The sequence below is a fragment of the Niastella yeongjuensis genome (assembly GCF_900110245.1).
GTDB classification, from domain to species: Bacteria; Bacteroidota; Bacteroidia; order Chitinophagales; family Chitinophagaceae; genus Niastella; species Niastella yeongjuensis.
Genome location: NZ_FOCZ01000001.1, coordinates 786,529 through 808,767, shown reverse-complemented (window position 1 = coordinate 808,767; position 22,239 = coordinate 786,529). Strand labels below are relative to the sequence as shown.

At 42.5% G+C, this 22,239-nt stretch carries 17 protein-coding genes; 6 read left to right on the top strand and 11 right to left on the bottom strand.

The window, feature by feature from the left end; translation table 11 throughout:
• Positions 1-41 precede the first annotated feature (41 nt).
• The 4 genes from BMX95_RS03680 to BMX95_RS03665 form a co-directional block, all read right to left on the bottom strand.
• Complete coding sequence (locus tag BMX95_RS03680) at positions 42-1,307, bottom strand: chromate transporter (RefSeq protein WP_081198778.1); 1,266 nt, start codon at positions 1,305-1,307, stop codon at positions 42-44.
• A 60-nt stretch (positions 1,308-1,367) separates the two neighbouring features.
• A complete protein-coding gene (locus tag BMX95_RS03675) occupies positions 1,368-2,258 on the bottom strand; it encodes a serine hydrolase (RefSeq protein ID WP_081198779.1) in 891 nt (296 codons plus the stop codon).
• Positions 2,259-2,406: 148 nt separating this feature from the next.
• A complete protein-coding gene (gene nadD, locus BMX95_RS03670; protein WP_081198780.1) occupies positions 2,407-2,979 on the bottom strand; it encodes a nicotinate (nicotinamide) nucleotide adenylyltransferase in 573 nt (190 codons plus the stop codon).
• Between the two features lie 302 nt (positions 2,980-3,281).
• A complete protein-coding gene (locus BMX95_RS03665) occupies positions 3,282-3,515 on the bottom strand; it encodes a FeoA family protein (RefSeq protein WP_014222468.1) in 234 nt (77 codons plus the stop codon).
• A 60-nt stretch (positions 3,516-3,575) separates the two neighbouring features.
• On the opposite strand from BMX95_RS03665, the gene ybeY reads away from it, so the two are divergent.
• Together ybeY and mnmG are read left to right on the top strand one after the other, a co-directional pair.
• On the top strand, positions 3,576-4,025 hold the full coding sequence (gene ybeY / locus BMX95_RS03660; RefSeq protein ID WP_081198781.1) for an rRNA maturation RNase YbeY: 450 nt from the start codon (positions 3,576-3,578) through the stop codon (positions 4,023-4,025).
• Positions 4,026-7,497: 3,472 nt separating this feature from the next.
• Positions 7,498-9,360: a tRNA uridine-5-carboxymethylaminomethyl(34) synthesis enzyme MnmG gene (gene mnmG / locus BMX95_RS03650; RefSeq protein WP_081198783.1), complete on the top strand. Its 1,863-nt coding sequence runs from the start codon at positions 7,498-7,500 to the stop codon at positions 9,358-9,360.
• Positions 9,361-9,443: 83 nt separating this feature from the next.
• Here the strand turns inward: mnmG and BMX95_RS03645 are convergent, their stop codons facing one another.
• The 3 genes from BMX95_RS03645 to nadA form a co-directional block, all read right to left on the bottom strand.
• Positions 9,444-10,220, bottom strand: a complete 777-nt coding sequence (locus tag BMX95_RS03645) for an NIPSNAP family protein (protein WP_081198784.1) — start codon at positions 10,218-10,220, stop codon at positions 9,444-9,446.
• Between the two features lie 18 nt (positions 10,221-10,238).
• Positions 10,239-10,715 (bottom strand): GAF domain-containing protein, encoded by a 477-nt coding sequence (locus tag BMX95_RS03640; protein WP_081198785.1) that lies wholly within the window; start codon positions 10,713-10,715, stop codon positions 10,239-10,241.
• A gap of 183 nt (positions 10,716-10,898) precedes the next feature.
• Complete coding sequence (nadA, locus tag BMX95_RS03635) at positions 10,899-11,909, bottom strand: quinolinate synthase NadA (RefSeq protein WP_081198786.1); 1,011 nt, start codon at positions 11,907-11,909, stop codon at positions 10,899-10,901.
• Between the two features lie 572 nt (positions 11,910-12,481).
• On the opposite strand from nadA, the gene BMX95_RS03630 reads away from it, so the two are divergent.
• The 4 genes from BMX95_RS03630 (at position 12,482) to cydB (ending at position 17,908) form a co-directional block, all read left to right on the top strand.
• Positions 12,482-14,617 carry a peptidylprolyl isomerase gene (locus BMX95_RS03630; RefSeq protein ID WP_081198787.1) on the top strand — a complete coding sequence of 712 codons (2,136 nt, stop codon included), beginning with the start codon at positions 12,482-12,484 and terminating at the stop codon, positions 14,615-14,617.
• Between the two features lie 196 nt (positions 14,618-14,813).
• A complete protein-coding gene (locus BMX95_RS03625) occupies positions 14,814-15,320 on the top strand; it encodes a DUF2480 family protein (protein ID WP_081198788.1) in 507 nt (168 codons plus the stop codon).
• A 118-nt stretch (positions 15,321-15,438) separates the two neighbouring features.
• Positions 15,439-16,845: a cytochrome ubiquinol oxidase subunit I gene (locus tag BMX95_RS03620; protein ID WP_081198789.1), complete on the top strand. Its 1,407-nt coding sequence runs from the start codon at positions 15,439-15,441 to the stop codon at positions 16,843-16,845.
• Between the two features lie 28 nt (positions 16,846-16,873).
• Positions 16,874-17,908 carry a cytochrome d ubiquinol oxidase subunit II gene (gene cydB, locus BMX95_RS03615; protein ID WP_081198790.1) on the top strand — a complete coding sequence of 345 codons (1,035 nt, stop codon included), beginning with the start codon at positions 16,874-16,876 and terminating at the stop codon, positions 17,906-17,908.
• 41 nt (positions 17,909-17,949) lie between these two features.
• Here the strand turns inward: cydB and BMX95_RS03610 are convergent, their stop codons facing one another.
• The 4 genes from BMX95_RS03610 to BMX95_RS03595 form a co-directional block, all read right to left on the bottom strand.
• Complete coding sequence (locus tag BMX95_RS03610; RefSeq protein ID WP_081198791.1) at positions 17,950-18,945, bottom strand: sugar phosphate isomerase/epimerase family protein; 996 nt, start codon at positions 18,943-18,945, stop codon at positions 17,950-17,952.
• Between the two features lie 103 nt (positions 18,946-19,048).
• Entirely contained in the window at positions 19,049-20,152 is a 1,104-nt protein-coding gene (corA, locus tag BMX95_RS03605; protein ID WP_081198792.1) for a magnesium/cobalt transporter CorA, read from the bottom strand.
• A gap of 102 nt (positions 20,153-20,254) precedes the next feature.
• Positions 20,255-20,821 (bottom strand): hypothetical protein, encoded by a 567-nt coding sequence (locus tag BMX95_RS03600; protein WP_081198793.1) that lies wholly within the window; start codon positions 20,819-20,821, stop codon positions 20,255-20,257.
• Between the two features lie 168 nt (positions 20,822-20,989).
• On the bottom strand, positions 20,990-22,084 hold the full coding sequence (locus BMX95_RS03595; protein WP_081198794.1) for an iron-containing alcohol dehydrogenase family protein: 1,095 nt from the start codon (positions 22,082-22,084) through the stop codon (positions 20,990-20,992).
• Positions 22,085-22,239 lie beyond the last annotated feature (155 nt).

Here is a 22,239-nt window from a genome sequence, read left to right as displayed (position 1 = left end):
ATTCAGGCAGAAATAATAGAAAACCATATGTGTTTAAGCCATTATAAATGGAATACCCAACCGAGCAGTAAACAGATCATTACTATAACAGGAGAGGGGAGTTTTGTAAAAGTGAGCATGGCCCAGGTTCCGGCTATAACGACCAGGTTCACCATACTAACGGTATGAAAACCGATCACCGAAACATCGCGCATCATATAGATAGTACCGGCCACCATTATACCCACCACTACAGCATTGATGCCTTCAAGTGCCCGGTATACAATTACATAACGTTGCAGGTTGTGCCAGATGGGAAAGAAAAAAAGCACTAATAAGGCACTCGGTAAAAAAATAGCAACGGACCCAATTAAGCAACCCAGTATTTGCCAGGTAGTGCCTTTGTCTTTCATGGCCGTTCCACCCATAAAAGAAGCGACTGAAAATACAGGACCAGGCATCGCCCGAACCATACCGGCACCGGTATAAAAATCGTTGCGCTCGATGCTGATCACATTTCCTTTTTTATTCAGGTTCTTTCTTATTACTACCGGCGACTTGGGACGTTCAACATATTGCTCATACATCATGGGGATAAGTACCTGTCCGCCGCCAAACACCAGACTTCCGAAACGATAATTATTTTCGAACAGGTTCAACGGGCGACGATTGGGCCAGTCATTTTTACGGGCCATTTCACTGACAATCCCCGCTGTCAAAAATATAATGGCAAACAGCCAGATGTTCCCCCATTTTATTTTTTTAACGGGCTGGGCTTTTTCGGGAATTCGTTTATCACTCAGGTTGGTGACAAACCCACCAATCACCAACAAGATGGGAAAGATCCAGGGTGATTTGAAAAGCAGGTAAGTGGTAATGCTACTTACCACCATAATTACCCGGGTAATATTATTATGTATGGCGAGCCGGAAAGACCGGGTGGCGGCAAAAGCCAGAAAACCCACGGCCATCGGCTGAATGAATTTGAAAATTCCCTCGCTCATTGATTTGCTGTCAAAAAATTCGAGCAGAAAAGAAAAGGCGCCCATCAAAATACAGGCTGGCGCAATCCAGATAGCCAGGGTAAGAATGGCCAGCGGAATACCGCCACGCTTATAACCTATCAGGGTTAGTACCTGGGTAGAAGAAGCGCCGGGCAGCAGCTGGCAAAAAGAATTGTATTCCAATAATTCCTGTTCGGTAACATCATGCCGGCGATGAACGAAAGTTTTCATCACCATTCCAAAATGGCCCTGCGGTCCGCCAAAGGCAGATACACTATGTAAAAAGACCGCTTTCAAAAAAGGTATATGGCGCAGAAGAATCATTCGCAATTATTCATCATCCAAAAAAATCACAAGTTAGGCAATGTGTAACACTTCGACGTCTTATAATAATGGTTTCCAGCGCGATCGGGGTTCAAAATAATTCCAACACAGGGCAGACAATTTCCGGGTCAGTAGCCAGGCTTCATTTGAGTTGTCCCAACGTTGGTCCTTCAGATTTTTTGTTTCTACTGAAAAAATATACGGGCCATGTGGCGCCATCACCAAAAGTATTTCACTGCGCGATGCATTTACACAACCATTTTTGGAGGCCACAAATATGTACGGTGGAATTTCCGCGATCGCTTGTTCATCATTATAATTTCTTCCCAGTAACCGGATCATTTTTTCGCCAGCCTTTTTACTGATCACTTCACCGTTGTAGATTTTTTCCATCAGCGTTCCCATTTCGCGGGGAGTGGTTTGCGCCCAACCATATTGCTGGCGGCTGGCCTCCCGGCCGGGCGTTCTTGAATTCACCCGGGTATTTACCAGTCCCAACGAATCGAGAATTTGGTTGATGCGGGTTCCATTGCCGGCCAAACTTTGCAACCACAAACTGGCGGTGTTGTCACTGGTGGTTAAACTCAACATCATCACTTTGTGCAAACCTATTTTCTCTCCATTTTTGAAAGAACCGAGAATATCTTCCCCGGCGTAAAATAAAGAGTCTCTGTATTCAAGTTGCTGATGATAATCCAATTCACCTTTTTCAATCTTATCCTCAATACCTATTAATATGGTAACCTTCACCATGCTGGCGGTTGGAAAAATGGTATCGGCATTGAAGGCAGCCATTTTTCCCGTTCGCAGATTTTTTACATACACGCCAATATCGCCATCCAACCCTTTTACTGTTTCCTGAATTTTTTGCTGCAACCGGTGATCAATGTTTTGTGCTGATACAGACCCAACGATCAGGAGCAGGCAAAAGGTTACAATATTATTTTTCATAATATGATTACATTCAAATATTTTCTCATGTTATTATTTGGGTAACCGGATTTAACCTTACAAATATTTGGAGAATTATTGAATTGACCGCCGCTTTAATCAATTTATAATAAGCAGCTGTGTTGCATGGTATTACTTCGTTTATCCGTTATCGATAGTACCCGTTTCTATTTATTTCTTCAAGCACTTTATCTGGCACCAGGTAGCGTATAGAATTTCCCTGTTTTATATTGTTGCGAATATGGGTGGCGGAGATTTGCAGCAGCGGCGCATCCAGAATATTGATAGTAGCGTTTTTAAAAGTGTTGATCACTTCGTGGCCTGGCCGGCGGTATACATAGATAGGGCAGTGCTGCAGAATGAACTCATAGTTTTTCCATTTGGCCAGGTTTTCAAAACTGTCGCTGCCCATAATAATAGCGAACTGATGTGTTGGATATTTTTCCTGTAAATAGGCCAATGTATTCACGGTGTACGATGGTTGTGGCAAACGAAATTCAATATCGCTGGCTTTTAATTTCGGTTCGCCTTCAATGGCGAGTTGAACCAGGTTCAGCCGGTTATAGGAATTCAACAAACTGGCCGATTGCTTGAATGGATTTTGCGGCGACACCACCAGCCATATTTGATCGAGATCAGAATTTTGTAACATGTAATTCGCAATGATCAAATGACCATGGTGAATGGGATTGAACGATCCGAAGTATAATCCGACTTTCATTGCTTTATAATTCCCGCTTTTTTAAGTTCCTTAATTAATTGCAAAGAAACAGATTAGTGAGATGAATGATGAGGGATCAGTGGCGAATGTTAGATGAAAGAAGCAAAAGTTTGTATAAGGAACAGATAGCTGTTTCCAGTTCCTGGTATCAGGTCTTGACGTTCGAAGTGTCGACAAAAAATAAGAAATGCTGAATTATAAATCCTGGTAGCCAGTAACTGGCAACTGGTATAATTCAGTTAGATACCACACGCAATATTTGATGCGGAATTGATTTTATCCTAAAAGAAAAAGGAACCGCATCAAGCGATTCCCAGTTCTTCAACAAATATATTATCGGCTTCATTCAATCGTAGACTGAGGTTGTAGCCAGCTACAATTATTGAGATGGGATCACCCAGGGGGGCAATCTGCTCTACCTTAACCAATTCACCCGGTACACAACCCATTTCCATTAACTTTAAAAACAGGTCGTTATTTTCAAAAGAAAGTATCCGGGCTACTGTTCCTGCTCCAATTTCTGATAATCGTTTCATAATTCAATAGACAACAAATGTAGCTTTGTATTAATTAATGACAGTTACGAATTTCGAAAAATGCCAAAGAATAATTCAACTCCCCCCATTCATTTTCATTTTCTGGAACCTATAACCTTTACCCAGCGAACACTGGTTAAAGAGGTGATCCGAGATCTGTTCAAAAAGGAGAAGACTAAATTGGAACAACTCCGGTATATATTCTGTTCAGATGAATACCTTTTACAGATAAATAAGGAACACCTGAATCACAACTACTATACCGACATCATCACCTTCGATCTTTCTGAAAGTCCCAGGGCAACTACCGGGGAAATTTATATCAGTGTTGATCGGGTTAGGGATAATGCGCAAAACTATGAAGTGTCTTTTAAGCATGAGTTATTACGTGTGATTTTCCATGGTGCCTTACACCTCTGTGGGTATAAAGACAAATCAAGTAAGGAAGAACAACTAATGCGAAAAGCTGAAGACAAATACCTGAAGTACTACTTGTCGAAAGTCAAATAGTGTGTTCCACGTGGAACTATGACTTTTCACAGATATCAGCCACAATCACTTGCACTTAATAAAGACCCGCAATGTATCAATTGCGGGTCTTTTTATTTCCAGTTGATCTTGTCCATCAAATAAGATAAACTACTTCTAATCTAAATTGTCTATTAACAACCAGCTCCCAGGTTATTTAGAAGCTAAGTCCTAGTATAGAGCTATAAACACCGGAAGTGCTGTGCTGAAAGAGCAACTCCAATTTGCTAAATTGGGAGGTCGTACCCAGGTAAATCCTATTAACAAAACTGATCCCTTTTATCTTCCTGCTTTCCCTGCCTATCCTGAAGATTGGTTCCCTAGGCTCCAGTTCTAATAGTAAGTCTATATCCTCCGCCCAAAGTCCTTGTTAACCTATATCTACCATTTCTTGATCCTACAAAGAGAAGCAATCAAGTCCGCTACCCCCAAATATAACCGCCACTATTCTTCCCTATGCATACCCACATTGGTAACAGTTTTTGTTCCCCTTTTGGCAATGGCATCTTCGAATGACCCTCCAATACTAAACTTAATTTTAACCAACTTTCAGCTATCACCCATCCTAGGGTCATCCTTAGGTTATCCTAAGGTCATCCTAGGGTTATCCTTGGGTTTTTTCCTTAGCATAACCCTAAGAAAACCTTAAGTACTCCTTAGGATACAAGTACCCAAAAGCCAACTTAAAATTGGACTTAGGTTTAGAATAGTTTCTTACCCATCTAACTCGAGGCCCTCAAGGTCCAGGAGTGCGTGCAAACTGGAGCATGTTGCACTATTAATCAGCAACCAAGTCCTGGTTAGTAAAGCTGGAGACTCACTCTTCAATAGCTAAACTCCCCTGTTTGGAAGTTAAACCCCGAGATAGGTACGCCACCCTCCATAAGCCCAAGGATAAATGAATACAAATAATGGGAAGACCCACAGCCGAATGGATAGGTCCGAATAAAGGTTTACATAAGGGACCCTATAAATCAAACGGGAATTCCTCGTTGATTAAGTAACCAACTAGGTTCTGACCAGCAAGGATACAGACCCACCTCTTAATATTAAACACGCTCTTAAGAAAGATAGACCCGGAGATAACGACATTGCCCTTTACCAGGCAAAGAAATCGAAGCCCAATTGGGTAAGGAACTACTACCGAACGGACTTATTTAAACAGGGCTTACATCACGAGGTCCTCATAAAAGGATAACCTTTACAAAGAGGATCGAAGAAGGACCTTTAAATGAAAGACTTTTACATAGTACAAAAGGCTTTTCCTCCCAGTATATCCCGGAGATATATAGAAACCAGCCCCTTCTTTCTTGTGGAAAGTCCCTGAAAAGGTCAATACTGTCTAAGGAAAATCTCCCATAGAGGTAACTAATGAGACCCGACCCAATCCCACACAGCAAACCGGTAGTAAAGACAAGCACCCCTCAGGTAAATAAGCGAACGAGTAAATCACGGGTTCTCCCAAAGGAGGGTTAAGTACCTGTATCTTTTATAGGGTAAGTCATGACAAGGAGAATCAGTAACAGTTAAAAAAACTCTCTTTTGAAGAACCTATAGAGACATACTGCTACTTCCTGGATAATACCGGTTATAAAAGAAAAGCATTCATATTGGTAATTCAGTGAGGGGTATAACAAAGTCCCTCTATAGGAGACTTCAATACATGTATAAATACAAAGGGTAGGAGAATGAAAGTCAGTTAAAGTATCACCTCTATAAAGGACTTCTCTCTCAACCCCCTAAATAAAGTCAATCTTACCTGTAAGTGTCCTTGGATATATCCATGGGCAAAAGAATACTATCTCTTAAAAGGATAACCACCGGTAATTATAAAAGACTGATCCGGTAGAAGATCAAGGAAAAACCATCCTCCATAAGGGTAGGAACACCTCTTTCCTGATAAAGTACCTTCCTACAATAGCCTAAACATATACTTCCCATGTCAAAATCGGGGAGGGAAATGCCGAGTTATCCTCTGAATTAAAGTAGATAACCTCTCCTATAAGGACTAAAAAGGCATGGTAAGGAACATGTGTCCACCATACAGATTATCACCATGATACCACCAGCACCCAGATATACCAATAAATCATTAAGATTAGTCATGGATAGATAACCGGATGAGGCGTGTTTCCAAACATCAATAACAAAATCCCTTAAGGTCTTTACCTCAAAGGGTAGGGGGACATAATCCATATTCATCCCTATAAGCGTGTGCTTATACACCTGAAACTATTCCTTTTAACAAGTCTACTGGGCAGGATGACCCATATTGCCGAAGTTCCTATATCAGAAGAATAGATATCCAAAGGCTTAAGTGTTTCTTCCACGGGTCCCAGGAAATGGCAAATAAGGTAAAAGGACTACAGGTTATGAATACAATCCCCCAGGATTATATAGGGAATAAAATATCATTTCAAGTACCTGGTTGAATATCAACAATAGGGTAAAAGAAGGGGATTGGTTCCACGTGGAACATCAGACCGTGGAAACAAGGGTTTTCCACGGAGGAACAGAAAAAGAAAGCAGCTTCAGGCAACGTAAAAGTGTTGAAAACAGAAGGAGATGAAAGGGTTTATAGGATTGACAACGTTGATAGAAGCACTCATGGGTTCCGTAAAAAAGCAAATAGTATAAGGAGTCAATGTACTGATAAACACCGCGCAGTTAAAAATGAAAAGGCATAAAGGAAAAGATGTAGGTATAGATTTTAAAGGTTTCACTCCCTAGGGAAGAAAATATCACAGATGCTACTGGAAAAAGAACAAGAGACTTAGTGGATTATCCCAGTTAAGGCATGGGTTGGGGAAGAAAAGAGGAAAGGAAAATCCGGAACCAAAGAGGTGTAAGCAACCTACAGTTAAACCAGACAGAAGTATCACATACCATCCAGATTCTTTCAGGGGTGCCTACCTTGAAGATTAGGCAGCAAAACAAAAACACAAGGGCAGGGGGAGAGACTTCCCAGGTTAAGTTTACCGCCAGAAAAGGTATGAAAAAGGTACTTCAAGAAAGAGGGAACAGACTCCTACATAAAGAATATGATCATACCCTGGATAAATCAGAACCTCAGAAATGTAGAAGAAAACCAGAAATGGTAAGTCACTCCCCAGGAAGAAACATGGATACTCAACCCTAAACCCGGGATTATAAACAGTGAATCAAACAGTATGGCCGGAATCTACATCACTAAGGCCTTAAACTATGACACATAAAGAAGACCAAGGCAACTGTAGGTAACTAATGAGAGGTATCATTTCACCTATACTTCAATCATGATTGAAAATCTTCCGGCTGTATGACATAGTAAGTTGGACTTAAATTCTCACGTTCTTTAAAGAGCCAGCCCCGGAAAGAATTAAATATTCAATTAGTAAGTACTTTTCTAAACTAATCAGCCCCCGTCCTGTTTTTCTCTTTTTACCCCTTGACAAGCATCTTGTAATTTTGCACCATGTTTCCAGAATATGACGTAATTGTAGTAGGCGCAGGTCATGCCGGCTGTGAAGCTGCCGCTGCCGCCGCCAACCTTGGTTCAAAGGTTCTTTTAGTAACCATGAACATGCAAACCATTGCCCAAATGAGTTGTAACCCAGCCATGGGTGGTATTGCCAAAGGTCAAATTGTTCGCGAGATCGATGCCATGGGTGGATACTCCGGTATTGTCACCGACCTCAGCATGATCCAGTTTCGCATGTTGAACCTCTCAAAAGGTCCAGCCATGTGGAGCCCCCGCGCACAAAACGATCGCATGTTATTTGCCGCTACCTGGCGGGAAATGTTGGAGAAAACACCCAACGTAGATTTCTACCAGGATATGGTCCGCTCACTCATCATAAAAGATGGACGTGCCTGCGGTGTAGTAACTGGTCTTGGTCATGAAATTCCATCAAAATCAGTAGTGATTACCAGCGGTACTTTTCTGAATGGTATTATCCATATTGGTGAAAAACAATTCGGCGGTGGACGCGTAGCTGAAAAAGCTGCCACCGGCATCACCGAACAACTCGTTGAATTCGGCTTTGAAAGCGATCGCCTCAAAACCGGAACACCTCCCCGGATCGACGGACGCAGTCTGGATTATAGTAAAATGGAAGAACAAAAAGGCGACGAAGAAATGGTTGGCTTTTCTTACACCGATACTAAAAAACCAACTGAACAAAGAAGCTGCTGGATCACCTATACAAGTCAGAAAGTTCACGACATCTTAAAAACCGGCTTCGACAGGAGTCCTATGTACGCAGGACGAATTGAAGGTGTTGGTCCCAGATATTGTCCCAGCATCGAAGACAAAATCAATCGCTTTGCTGAAAGGGAAAGACACCAGCTTTTTGTAGAACCCGAAGGTTGGAATACCGTCGAGATCTATGTAAATGGTTTCTCAACTTCCCTTCCTGAAGAAGTACAATACGCAGCTTTACGCCAGGTTCCTGGTTTCGAAAATGTACGCATCTTCCGACCTGGGTATGCCATCGAATATGATTACTTTCCACCAACACAGTTGAATCACTCACTGGAAACAAAACTGATCAGTAATCTATTCTTTGCCGGACAAATAAACGGAACCACCGGTTATGAAGAAGCTGCTTGCCAGGGATTGATGGCCGGCATCAACGCCCATCAAAAAGCAAAAGAATTAGAACCCGTTATTTTAAAAAGAAGCGATGCCTACATCGGAGTTTTAATCGACGATCTCATCAGTAAAGGAACTGAAGAACCGTACCGCATGTTTACGAGCCGGGCCGAATTCAGAACCATCCTTCGTCAGGATAATGCTGATCTTCGCTTGACTGAATTAAGTTATCGGTTAGGTCTGGCCTCCCAGGACAGAATGGATAAAGTGATCAGCAAAAGAGAAGGCGTTGAAAAAGTAAAAGATATCCTGAAAGAGATCTCTCTTGATCCAACTGAAGCCGATGGATTCCTGGCTGAAAATAATTCTGCCCCATTACCGCAAAAACAAAAAGCTGTTCAATTGCTGCTGCGTCCAAATATTTCACTGCAAGCTATGATTGCCGGCTTACCAAAAATTCAACAAGCCTTGACAGGTTTCACTGATGAAGTAATTGAGCAAGCTGATATTCAGATCAAATACAATGTATACATCGAAAAAGAAAAGGAGCTTGTAAAAAGAATGAATCAACTCGAAGATCTGTTGATCCCCGAAAATTTCGATTATAACAAGATCACTTCTTTATCGAATGAAGCCTTGCAGAAATTCAAAAAAATAAAACCACGTACATTAGGTCAGGCGAGTCGCATCAGCGGTGTAAATCCGAGCGATGTTCAAATACTGATGGTGTATATGGGTAGATAGAAATATTTCAAAGTGAAATAACTTATAATACAAAAGGCTCCTGATAAAATCGGGAGCCTTTTGTATTACATGTAATATTTTTATTATACTTGCGAGTAAGGAGTTGGCTCTAAAAACACGCGCCGGATATTTGAAACTGTGTTAGCATATATGGGATCGTTAGACACTTTTTTCCAATCTGTATCTGCCCCAAACGCTGCCCAGTTTTTGTCACGCTCTTCCATATTTTTAAAGGTGATCATATACGTTAGACAGGGGAGGTTTGGTCCGGAAATAGCTTCACCAAAAAATACACGGTTCAATCTTGTTCTGTCAAAAATGGTGAACTCTTCCTCATTGAACATTTTCACTTTTCTTCTAACCGCATCTTCATTGTAACCTTCATAAGTACGCAATTCAAAAATGCGTGTTTCCTTAGCCGGCACTTTTATGGAAGGCATATTATCGAATGCCACTAACAGCGTAGAATTATACCTGTTGAAAACCGGTTTCTCTGCAGGAATTTTATCCCACTCGGTACTGTTCTGTTTAAAGTCACTATCTGACTTTACTTTCATATTGATTTCGCCATATTCTTCCATTGAAGGATAAACGATCAACACATATACTTTAGCCGGTTCGGATTTTCCAATTTCTTTGAAAACACCTACGTTCTTAACACCGAATTTATTGAAGGCAGGAATTAATGCTTTCTCGAGATAAGCATGCAATGCATTTTGGTTTCCACCAAAATGAATTTCGTATTCCCGTATTTCAAACAATTCTTTTTTTCCAGCTTTGGCAGAACCAGCGTATGATAATTTTCCTGCAAGGAGTGCGGATGACATAGCTGCTGTCTGGATAAAGTTTCTTCTTTTCATATGGCAAGCAAATGTTAGCTATTCAAAAATGACGAGATTCACAATTTCTTCCAGGAATTGTTTATCCGTTTCATCAAAGGCAGCCAGCTGTTCACTGTCCACATCCAATACACCCATCACTTTGTTGTCACGAATTACCGGAACAACAATCTCTGATCTGGACTTACTGCTGCAGGCAATATGTCCCGGGAATTTTTCTACATCAGCTACCACGATGGTTTCCGCCTTTTCCCAGCTGGTTCCACAAACACCCCGTCCTTTTTTGATGCGGGTACAAGCTACCGGTCCCTGAAACGGGGCCAGCACTAATTGATTTTCTTTCACCAGGTAGAATCCTATCCACAGCCAGCCGAATTGTTCCATCAGGGCCGCTACTATGTTAGCCAGGTTTGCCACCAGATCGGGCTCGCCTTCAATCAACGCTTTTATTTGGGGAATTACAGATTGATATTTTTCCTCTTTTGTGCCCTGCACAATGCTCAAGTCTTCTGCCATGGAGCAAATATAGTTTGAATGATTATTTCACAAAATTCTACAGATCGAAAACCCCTTCCCTAACAGTCATTGTGTCGAAATAGGGGCTTGTTCAGGGGTTATTAACACAATTAACAGGTTTATTCACAAACATGACCTATCAGGTTCGATTGCTTCGATGGCGGAACCTGACGGGTTACTGCCTTACAAACCATATTTAGCGCTGATTTCCAACATTCTATCGATTGGTTTCTTCGCTGCCTTGCGTAATTCTTCCTCCATGGTGATTTCCGGAGTCTCGTATTCCATGCACAGGTATAGCTTTTCCAGGGTATTCAGTTTCATGTGTGGACAATCGTTACAGGCGCAGCTGTTATTGGGTGGCGCGGGGATGAAAGTTTTGTTGGGGGAAGCTTTTTGCATCTGGTGCAAAATGCCGGTTTCGGTGGCCACAATGAATTCGGTTGCCTCACTTTGCTGGCTGTACTTCAACAAACCAGTGGTGGAACCGATGTAGTCAGCTATCCGAAGTACCGCATCTTCACACTCGGGGTGAGCAATGAATTTCGCATTGGGGTGGCGGGTTTTCAACTTGGTGATCTTTTCCAGGCTGAAAATTTCGTGCACCATACAGGCGCCATTCCACAAAACCATATCGCGGCCCGTTTTCTTCACCAGGTAAGCGCCCAGGTTTTTGTCCGGTGCAAAAATGATCTTTTGGTCTTTCGGCACACTTTCCACAATTTTCTCGGCATTGCTCGAAGTAACGATGATGTCACTCAGCGCTTTGATCTCGGCCGAGCAGTTCACGTAGGAGATGACGATGTGATCGGGGTGCTGTTCTTTGAATTTTTTGAAAAGATCGGCGGGGGCACTGTCGGCCAGGGAGCAACCTGCATTCAAATCGGGCAGCAACACTTTCTTGGCCGGGTTTAAAATTTTCGCTGTTTCAGCCATGAAATGAACGCCGGCGAAAACGATGATATCCGCGCTGGTTTTTTCCGCCTGTTGTGCCAGACCCAAACTATCCCCAATGTAGTCGGCCACATCCTGAATATCGGGCTCCTGGTAATAGTGCGCGAGCAGCACCATATTTTTTTCTTTTTTCAAACGTTCGATTTCGGAAAACAAATCGATCGTGGGGTCAATCTCGATATCGAGGAATCCTTTCTTCGGCACATTTTTTTTTGCGTTGGCTACGTGGATATCTTCCATAGTATTTATATTAATTTCTTTTTTTTATAAATAACCTATTATTATTACGGCTGTGAATTCGTGGATAAAATAACGATTCAGAAATTTGGTAAAGTTACAACAACCTGGTTATCCACGGTTTTCCACTTTCTCTCCACATTCAACAAATAAGGACTGGCGTAGGTTTTCGGCAGTTTTCCACGCCGGTGGAATAAAAAAGGCCTGAAAAAAATTAACGATAATAACATATAAAAAGTCTGTTAATGGAGGTCTAATAACTCAGGGTTTTTATACACCGCCCGGTACGGGAAAGTATGGATCAAAACTTATTGGCCAACTATCCACCGTTTCGAAAGAGCAAAAACACGGGTTACCAACATATTTTAGAGGTTATCCAGTTTTAATGTTAGAATTGTTTTCACGACACTGTTCCACAAGGTTTGCATATATTATAAAATTTGGCGTTATTCACAGCTGTGTGGGCTGGCAAAACCTTTATTTGATGCTGGTTTTGAGCGGTTTTCCACAGTTTGTTCATAAACATTTTTCACCTATTTTTGCCATCCTTATTAAAAGAGGTATACACTTATTTTATGTCAGTTATTCAAACCATCCGCGACAAAGCAGCGTGGATTATCATTGGTGCGATTGCATTAGCCCTTATCGCCTTTATTGTGCAGGATGCCCTTCAGGGGGGAAGCCGGGGTTTGTTCAGCGGTAACTCTACTACGCTGGGTAAAGTTAATGGTACCAGTATCGATGTTCGCGACTTTGAGGCACGCTACAAAATGGCCGAAGACAACTACCGTGCACAGAATTACCCTGTGAATGACCAAATGCGCAGCCAGATCCGTGAAAGCCTTTGGAACGAGTTCGTAGAGGACGCGTTAATGACAGACGAGTATTCCAAACTCGGCATCACTATATCTGACAAAGAAGTGGGTGATATATTATATGGTGCTAACCCGCCCCAAATGTTAAAACAGCAGTTTACCGATTCAACCGGTATGTTCAATGCACAAGCTGCTTACCAGGCGATCCGTTCCCTGAAAAAAGGTACTCCTCAGTACAACAGCTTCTGGGGTGAATTTGTACCCTCCCTGGAAAAAAGCCGTCAGCGTGAGAAATTCACTTCGCTGGTTGGTAAAAGCATGTATGTTCCCAAATGGTTGTTGGAGAAATCCAATGCCGAGAACAGCCAACGTGCTGCCATTTCTTATGTGAATGTTCCTTACTCAACTATTCCCGATTCTACCATCAAGATCTCTGATGATGATGTGCGGGATTATGTTAATAAACATAAAGACACTTACAAACAGGAAAATGAGCGTAGCCTGATCTATGTATCTTTCGACGCTTCACCCAGCGGTACTGACAGTGCAAAAATACTGGAAGAAGTTGCCAAACAAAAAGATGCATTGGCCGCTGCCAATACTACTCCCGAAATTCAAACTGTGATGGCAAACAGCGCCAGCGAAACACCCTACTTCGATGGCTATGTATTGAGCAGCCGCATGCAAATGGGCAACGCCGATACTTTGCGCAAACTGGCCGATGGACAAATCATTGGACCCTATCTCGATGGTCCAAATTATACCATGGCTAAAATGGTAGGCCGCCGCCAAATGCCCGACAGTGTAAAATGCCGTCACATCTTAATTAAAATAGGTGATCAGCAGGGTCAGGCAAGAACTGACAGTGCTGCCAAAAAATTAATCGATAGCATTCAAACTGCTATTGCAGGTGGCGCCAACTTCGACAGCATGGTGGTTAAATATAGCGACGATGCCGGCAGCAAGGATAAAGGCGGTGAATATGAATTCGCTTCTTTGCAATTCTCTAACCTGAGCAAAGAATTTGCTGAAACCATCTTCTATGGCACTCCTGGTGAAAAGAAAGTAGTAAAAGTGGATAACCAGTCTTACAGTGGATACCATTATATAGAAGTGTTAAGCCAGAAGAAAATTGAAACAGCTTTCAAAATTGCATACATCTCACACGCGATCGTTCCAAGTGATGAAACCATCAATGGCGCCAGCGGTATGGCTTCTCAGTTTGCTGCGGCCAGTCGTGACCTGAAGCAATTTGATGATAATGCTGCAAAAGGAAAGTATAATAAATTACAGGCCGATGTGAAAGAATCTGATTTCATGATCATGGGTCTGGGTGAAACACGTGAAATTATTCGCTGGGCTTTCAATGATGCCAAAAGAGGCAGTGTAGCTGAACACCCTTACCAGGTTGGTGATAAATTTGTAGTGCCTGCCGTTACAGGTGCTTCTGAAAAAGGAACTATGTCTGTTGAAAAAGCCCGTCCATTGGTTGAATACAAAGTACGCAATGAGAAAAAGGCTGAGGATATTGTTAAGAAAATTGGCAGTGCTTCAACCCTCGAAGCAGTAGCCCAGGCTACGGGTCAACAAGTATTCAATGCTGACAGTGTTACTTTCAACAGCACCTTTATCCCAAATGTGGGTAATGAAATGAAAGTACTGGGTGCATCTTTCAACAAAGAGTACCAGACTAAAGTTTCTGCTCCAATAAAAGGTGAGATCGGTGTATTTGTTATTAAAGTTAATAACATCAGTGCTGTACCTAATCCAAACTTTGATGCCAAAGCGCAACAGCAAGCCATTCAACAACAAATGGGTGCTATGTTCGGATACAGAGTTATGGAGATCATGAAGAAATCTGCTGACATAAAGGATAATAGGATTAAATTCTTTTAGTTAATCTGTTAACTAGTTGCTAGGGTTGACCAGTTTTTTAAACTCGTCAACCCTATTTTTTTTAAACATTCACTCATATCTGCTTGTTTATCAGTGTGAAATTCTAAGATCTACCCTTACTGGTTAACTCGTCAACTTTTCAACTAATTAACTAATTCCGTATTACCTTTGTATAAGTCTAGTGAAATTGAATATTATGAGTGAAGAAATAGTAAATAAGGTCGCGCAAAGCCAGCTGGTCACCATTGACCTGGAAAACTATTTTCCAGCAGAAGAGATTGCGGTCTTTGACCTGAAGCCCCATTTATTTATGGAGCTGATCCTGAAAGAAAAGGAATTCCGCGCCGCTTTGCAAAACAATGACTGGAGTATTTATCAGAATAAAGTAGTAGCTGTTACCTGTACAGCCGATGCCATTATTCCCATGTGGGCGTATATGCTGGTAGGTTCATACCTGCAGCCGGTTGCAAAAGATATTGTTTACGGGGATGAAAATGCTGCCCGCCAGCAATTGTTTGTGCAAAAGATCGAAGCCATCGATGCTTCTCCGTTTGTAGATAAACGAATTGTTGTTAAAGGTTGTGGGGATATACCCATAGGAGAGTTTGCCTACCTGGCCATAACAAAAAAGTTGATGCCGGTAGCCAAAAGCATAATGTATGGCGAACCTTGCAGTACTGTTCCTATCTTTAAAAAGAAATAACTAACGAAGCCGATGCCGAAGCGTCGGCTTTTTTTTGCCTTGCCCCGGAAAGAAAAGTCAGCACAACGATTGCGTAGTCCAAACTGAGCGCATTACATAGAACTAAAACTGCCCGACCATGGACGTTGAAATATTAGCACGCATCCAATTCGCATTTACCATTGCCTTTCACTACATCTACCCGCCTTTAAGTATCGGACTTGGTTTATTGCTAGTCGTATTTGAAGGATTGTATCTGAAAACGGGCAATAAGATGTATGAGCAGATTACCCGTTTCTGGATCAAGATCTTTGCCCTGATCTTTGGTATTGGTGTAGCCACCGGTATTATTATGGAATTTGAGTTTGGTACCAACTGGGCCACGTACTCAAAATATGTGGGCGATATTTTCGGGAGCGCCCTGGCAGCGGAAGGGATCTTTGCCTTTGCGCTGGAGTCGGGCTTTTTGGGAATACTCATTTTTGGCTGGAACCGGGTTAGTTCGCGGGTGCATTTCTTTTCAACGATCATGGTATTCCTCGGTTCCATGTTCTCGGCCATCTGGATTGTGGTGGCCAACTCCTGGCAACAAACGCCGGCCGGTTTTCATATTGTAGGCACCGGCATGGACGCCCGTGCCGAGATCACCGATTTCTGGGCCATGGTGTTCAATCCATCAAGTGTACAACGACTGATGCATGTGTGGATAGCCGCTTTTCTGGCGGGGATATTTTTAGTACTGAGTGTGAACGCCTGGTATATCTTAAAAGGCAAACACCTTGACATTGCAAAACGTTCTTTCAAAATAGCCTTGATAGCAGCCACCGTTTTTTCCCTGTTGCAACTGGTAGCGGGCCATAGCAGTGCCGATGTGGTATATAAACACCAGCCGGCAAAACTTGCTGCACTTGAAGGGCATTATGATTCCCTGGCCGCAGCCGATATGTTTTTGCTGGGCTATGTTGATCAGAAAAATCAAAAAGTAACCGGGATAAAAATACCCGGCGGTTTGTCCTTCCTCACCCAATTCGATTTTAAAAAACCGGTTAAAGGCCTGAATGCTTTTAAACCAGAAGAAAGACCCACACAGGTAAATACTATTTTCCAGTTCTACCATATTATGGTGGGCCTCGGCATGTTTATGATCGCTTTAACCCTGTATGCATCGTGGTTGAGTTATAAGAATAAACTATTCGAAAAACGCTGGCTGATGGGAATTTTTGTATGGGCAGTATTGGGACCACAGATCGCCAATCAAACCGGGTGGTTTGCTGCGGAAATGGGCCGTCAGCCCTGGGTGGTATATGGTTTGTTGCGAACTTCTGATGCCCTGTCGAAAACAGTAACGGCTAACCAGGTGGTGTTTTCATTGATCATGTTCACGGTAGTATACCTGTTGTTATTTGTGCTGTTCCTGTATTTATTGAACAAGAAAATTGTACACGGCCCTGTTGATTATGGTACCAAGGAAGATATTGAAGAAGGCAGCAAACGTGATAACCCGATTTTGGACCACACCGGAAAAGGCCCAATTGCAGCACACTAACCATACTACTCACAACAACTAGTAAACAATGGAAACTTTTTTAGGACTCGATTATAATCTTTGGTGGTTCTTAGTTTTTGGCGCTGTGATCAGTGGGTATGCAATATTGGATGGATTTGATCTGGGCGCCGGTTCCTTACACCTCTTTTTGACTAAAGAACAAAGCCGGCGAATTGCCCTGAATGCAATTGGCCCGGTATGGGATGGAAATGAAGTATGGCTGGTTATTGGTGGCGGCGCCTTGTTTGCTGGTTTCCCGGTAGCGTATGCAGCTATCTTCTCTGCTTTTTATGTTCCGTTTATGGTGTTCCTGGTGGGATTGATCTTTAGAGGCGTTGCCATAGAATTCCGGAGTAAAGAACCCGGTAAATTATGGCGCAAAACCTGGGATATTGTGTATTGCCTAGCTTCCATCATTATCTCTTTATCACTCGGGCTGATGTTGGGTAATGTAGCGTATGGTATATCTTTAAATGAACATAAAGAATTTTCGGGCGACTGGTTATCGTTCTTTAATTTCTTTTCAATTATGGTAGCCATTACAACGCTGGCTTTATTCATGATGCACGGCGCTATATATCTCACCATGAAAACTGAGAGCCGGTTATACACAAAACTCTATTTACTGGCCCGACAATTCATCATCTTTTTTGTGTTGAGTTTTGTGATCACTACTTTATATACCTTATTATATGTGCCGCACCTCAGCGATTTTTTCAGAGAACATCCTTCTTCTTTTATAATACCGATATTGATGGTATTGGCCATTGCCAATATACCCCGGTTGTTGAAAAAGGGTAAATACAGTTATGCATTTATTTTTTCCTCAGCAACAATTGCGTTGCTGTTGATAATGGTGGCGCTGGAAGTGTTTCCTTATTTGTTATATTCAAAAGGGAATCCTTCAAATAGTATAACAGTGCATAACGCAGCTGCATCGCCGAAAACCATGAAGATATTATTGATCATTGCATTGATAGGAACGCCCCTGGTAGCCACCTATACTTCCTTTGTATTCTGGACCTTTAAAGGAAAAGTGAAGTTGGATGAAACAAGTTATTAAAACAAAAAGTCCCCCGGTGTATAAGGGGGACTTTTTGTTAATTACTTTATCATGGCGCCTACCCGTTCAAGCAGGGCCTTTGTTTTTTTGATGCCCTCTTCTTCGCTTAATTTATCGCCTTCATATTCGATTCCCATATAACCTTTGAACCCGGCTGATTTTACTACTTTCAACATTTTTACATAGTCGGTTTCAATGCAATTACCCTGTTCATCGAAATCATTGGTTTTAGCGCTTACGCCTTTTGCAAATGGCATCATTTCACCCACACCTTTATAACGATCATATTCCTCTATACATTTGCTGCCCCATTGTGCACCGCCTTCGCGTTTGATACAGAAATTTCCAAAATCGGGGAGAGTGCCTACATTTTTACGGCCTACCTTTTTCATTACACCCGAAAGCCATTGTCCGTTAGAAGTATAACCACCATGGTTTTCCACAATTACATTTATACCGGTTTTGCCGGCATATTCACCCAGTTTGCTTAGTGACTCAGCAGCAGCTTTTGCCACTTCTTCCGCACTGCCCTGTCCGAAGGCGTTTACCCGAATAGTAGCACAACCCAGGTATTTGGCGGCATCTACCCATTTATAATGGTTTTCTACAGCCTGGTTCCTTACGTTGGCATCGGGTGAACCCATGTCGCCTTCCCCATCGCACATGATCAGGTGATTTTTAACCCCATTGTCATTACAGCGTTTCAACAGCTCAGCCAGGTATTTTTCATCCTTTGCCTTGTCTTTAAAAAACTGGTTCACATATTCTACTACGCTGATGCCATACGTGTTTTTGGCCATGGCAGGAAAATCGAGGTTGTCCATTTCTTTTGCAAAGAGCTTTTTATGCAATGACCATTGGGCCAGTGAAATGGTAAAAAACAAAGGAGCGGGCGCAAAGTCCGGGTAAGACGTATGCCCTTTTGTTTGAAAGTCTTCGTTTGGAGAATTGATGAAGGATAATCCGGTGGAAGCGGCGCCAAAGCCGGCTGCCAATCCACCCAGTTGTCTTAAAAAATGACGGCGATTTGAGGGCATGGCAATAATTGTTTGGTTGATTTGATAGTTAATTCAATCGTTCCTTATAAAGTTCGGGAATTAGCACCATCAAACCATCAGCCAAACAAACAATAGAAATTTATTAAAACCACCCTCTTTTTCTGAAAAGACGGATCATCCAGAGCGGGATAAGCAGCATGGCGCCTACTGCCAGAAAAAATCCCCAGCGGTTATGGATGTAGGGGATCGTTTCAAAGTTCATACCAAAGATGCCGCCAATAACGGTTGCGGGAGCCAGTAAGCAGGTAACAATGGCCATTACCTTCATTACTTCGTTCATACGCAGGTTCACATTATTTATATACAGGTCCTGCATACTGCTGATGATATCGCGGTAGTTTTCGCTGAGATCATAAGCCTGTATAATGTGATCATATACGTCTTTATAATATTTGGTAGTAGCCTCATCGAGCAGCTCACTTTCACTGCGGATAATGCCGTTCAGCAGATCGCGTACCGGTGCAAAGTTCCTTTTCAACACGATCAGCTCTTTACGCAGCTGGTTAATACGGGCCAGCGACCGGGTATTAGCATTGCGGATCACTTCTTCTTCCACGATCTCGATCTGCTCGCTTACCTTTTCCATTACAATAAAGTAATTATCGACGATTAAATCGAGCAGTGAATAACACAGGTAATCTGCCCCGCGTTGTCTGATCTTGGCATTGTTGATCTTAAGCCTGTGCCTAAGGGGATTGAATACGTCCCGCTCAGAATCTTCCTGGAAAGAAAGCACGTATTTAGGACCTAATATTATACTGATCTGTTCTGTTTCAATTGACTTTTTTTGTTCGTTGAAGTACAACATATTCAACAGACAAAATAATATGCCATCTACTTCATCGAATTTGGGGCGCTGGTTAATGCTGAGGATGTCTTCAATAACCAGCGGGTGAATGCCATAATCGTTACAAATGGTTTCCACCTCGTTTTTACGCAATCCATCGATATTGATCCAGCTGATGTATTTTCCTTCCTTACAATGCAGGCAGTCTGCTACACTTTCCGCTCCATATTCATGTACGGAATGGGCATCGTATTCGTATACGAAGATCTTTACTTCATTCGCTTCTTCACGTTGCGGCAGAACGGTGGGGTTGACCTGCAATATCTCCTTGGTTCGGGCGGTGCCGAACAAATTTGGCAACATTAGATAACGCAGGTATTTCTGAGGGCTCATACTCATACAACAAAAATGGCTAAAAATTCCGAAAATGAATTCCTGCAGTTAGATAACGCATGGTTAACAAGGACATTGCATAAAACCTGCCAAAAGCCGCAAACGTGTCTATTCCACTGAATTTAAAGTAAGATCAGCGCCCAGGGTATTGCCTTCAATTTTCAATAGTAAGGGGGTAGCGGCATTATTGAGGATCCAGATATGGGTTGAACCGTTGGCACTTTCCAGGTAATATGCATCAACAGTCTTGCCAGAAATTTTTAATTGTTGTTGCTCGGTGGGTGTTTTAACGGTATAAACCTGTTGATCGAAATTGATCTTTTTGTCTTTTTGCAGCATTTCCCACTGGGCTTTTGAGATCAGCACCACTACCTGGTCATCGGCCATATCTTCTACGGTACCGGGGCTGGGTTGGTTCCAGAAACCGCGGTTGCCACTTTCAAGCGATTTGCTTTTCATTACCCAGCCGCCGCTGCCAAAACCTTCCACAGTCCAACCTACTTTCACATAGCCGGCCGTTAATGAATCCAATGAAAATACACAAGGGAAAGTTTGGCCGTTCACCATGGCAGAAAAATTAAGCCTGGTACCTTGCTTAACAACAGGTGAGTATTTGTCTTGCGCAAACGAAGACGCAGCCACGAACAAACTCAGTCCGAAAAGTATTTTTTTCATAAAAGGGTTATTTGTGGTGAATTTACGCAATGGCCGCATTGCCTAATAATAAATTATGATTAACGCTTAAAGCAGAAAGACCTGTCAGGTGTCCCTTTGCTTGCTGATTTAGCAAGATGATAAAGGAAACCTGACAGGTCTTAATAAATTAAATATGATGTAAGGTGATTACAACTTTTCGTATAAGGCCCGCAGTTTCTCACGGGTCATTATTTTTTCCCAGTCTTTGCCCAGCGCATTTTCCCACAGGGGTTTCATGCCCAGTGATACATTGATCATGGTATCGAATTGATCATCGGTCAACCCTTTGCAGATACCAACGGGGATATCGATGTTATTTTTCTCCACCATTCTTTTAAATTCAGCAACACCTGCGGGGTAGTAGGGTTCCAGGTGGTTCATCACAATGCAATTGCCAATACCATGTTTGGTACCCAGCAAATAGCTTAAACCATAGCTTACCGCATGGGCTACACCCACCTGTGAATAAGCGATGCTCATGCCACCGGCAAAAGATGCCATCATCAGTTTCTCGTCGCACTCAGCATCCCAGTTATCTTTTTCCAGGAAAATATGCTGGCATAATTGTAATGCTTTTTCACCATACGATTTACTGAACTCGTTCAGGTAAGTACCCTGCAGGCTTTCAATACAATGGATATAACAATCCATACCGGTATAAAAACGCTGGTTAACAGGTGCGTTGGCTATTAATTCGGGGTCAAGTACGATTTGGCTAAAAGGAGTAAAGTCAGAGTTCATACCCAATTTGCGGGTAGGGCCGGTAAGAACGGTAGTACGGGAAACCTCGGCGCCGGTTCCGCTCAAAGTAGGAATACCCACTTTGTAAACACCGGGAACTTTTACCAGGTCCCAGCCCTGGTAATCGGCCGAAGAACCGGGGTTGGTCATCATTAAAGAAACCGCTTTGGCCAGATCGAGGGTTGAACCGCCGCCTATACCAATTACACCGCTCACAGTACCAAACTCGTCTTTTAATTGTTTGGACAGTTTATCAACCTGGGTAGTTTTTGGTTCGTAGGTAACATCTGCAAAGATCACTTTGTCTTTACCACGCAGGGGAATACGGCTTACAAGCGCCTTGCCATCGCCGGTAGCGGCCCCTTTTTCAAAAAAATGATCTACCAAAAAGATCATGGGCGCATCGCCTTTTCTATGTGGAGCTAAAATTTCATCGAGCTGATTAAAACTGCCGTGGCCGTAAACAACATAATCGACCATTTTAAAGTTTCTGAACTTCATATGCTTACGCTAAATGATTTTTAACAGATACTGTGATTTAGCGGTGCGAAGGTACTGGTTAAGTGGGAAATGTCCGAGGGGGAGGGGCCCTGTTTTTAACAGGCGGGCTCCGGATTTATAGGAGAAAGTTTGAAACCTGAACCTGCCTCTTAAAT

Excerpts from the sequence above, each read along its gene's own strand:
- BMX95_RS03680 (WP_081198778.1), bottom strand. The coding sequence starts at position 1,307 with ATGATTCTTCTGCGCCATATACCTTTTTTGAAAGCGGTCTTTTTACAT.
- BMX95_RS03675 (WP_081198779.1), bottom strand. The coding sequence starts at position 2,258 with ATGAAAAATAATATTGTAACCTTTTGCCTGCTCCTGATCGTTGGGTCT.
- nadD (WP_081198780.1), bottom strand. The coding sequence starts at position 2,979 with ATGAAAGTCGGATTATACTTCGGATCGTTCAATCCCATTCACCATGGT.
- BMX95_RS03665 (WP_014222468.1), bottom strand. The coding sequence starts at position 3,515 with ATGAAACGATTATCAGAAATTGGAGCAGGAACAGTAGCCCGGATACTT.
- ybeY (WP_081198781.1), top strand. The coding sequence starts at position 3,576 with ATGCCAAAGAATAATTCAACTCCCCCCATTCATTTTCATTTTCTGGAA.
- mnmG (WP_081198783.1), top strand. The coding sequence starts at position 7,498 with ATGTTTCCAGAATATGACGTAATTGTAGTAGGCGCAGGTCATGCCGGC.
- BMX95_RS03645 (WP_081198784.1), bottom strand. The coding sequence starts at position 10,220 with ATGAAAAGAAGAAACTTTATCCAGACAGCAGCTATGTCATCCGCACTC.
- BMX95_RS03640 (WP_081198785.1), bottom strand. The coding sequence starts at position 10,715 with ATGGCAGAAGACTTGAGCATTGTGCAGGGCACAAAAGAGGAAAAATAT.
- nadA (WP_081198786.1), bottom strand. The coding sequence starts at position 11,909 with ATGGAAGATATCCACGTAGCCAACGCAAAAAAAAATGTGCCGAAGAAA.
- BMX95_RS03630 (WP_081198787.1), top strand. The coding sequence starts at position 12,482 with ATGTCAGTTATTCAAACCATCCGCGACAAAGCAGCGTGGATTATCATT.
- BMX95_RS03625 (WP_081198788.1), top strand. The coding sequence starts at position 14,814 with ATGAGTGAAGAAATAGTAAATAAGGTCGCGCAAAGCCAGCTGGTCACC.
- BMX95_RS03620 (WP_081198789.1), top strand. The coding sequence starts at position 15,439 with ATGGACGTTGAAATATTAGCACGCATCCAATTCGCATTTACCATTGCC.
- cydB (WP_081198790.1), top strand. The coding sequence starts at position 16,874 with ATGGAAACTTTTTTAGGACTCGATTATAATCTTTGGTGGTTCTTAGTT.
- BMX95_RS03610 (WP_081198791.1), bottom strand. The coding sequence starts at position 18,945 with ATGCCCTCAAATCGCCGTCATTTTTTAAGACAACTGGGTGGATTGGCA.
- corA (WP_081198792.1), bottom strand. The coding sequence starts at position 20,152 with ATGAGTATGAGCCCTCAGAAATACCTGCGTTATCTAATGTTGCCAAAT.
- BMX95_RS03600 (WP_081198793.1), bottom strand. The coding sequence starts at position 20,821 with ATGAAAAAAATACTTTTCGGACTGAGTTTGTTCGTGGCTGCGTCTTCG.
- BMX95_RS03595 (WP_081198794.1), bottom strand. The coding sequence starts at position 22,084 with ATGAAGTTCAGAAACTTTAAAATGGTCGATTATGTTGTTTACGGCCAC.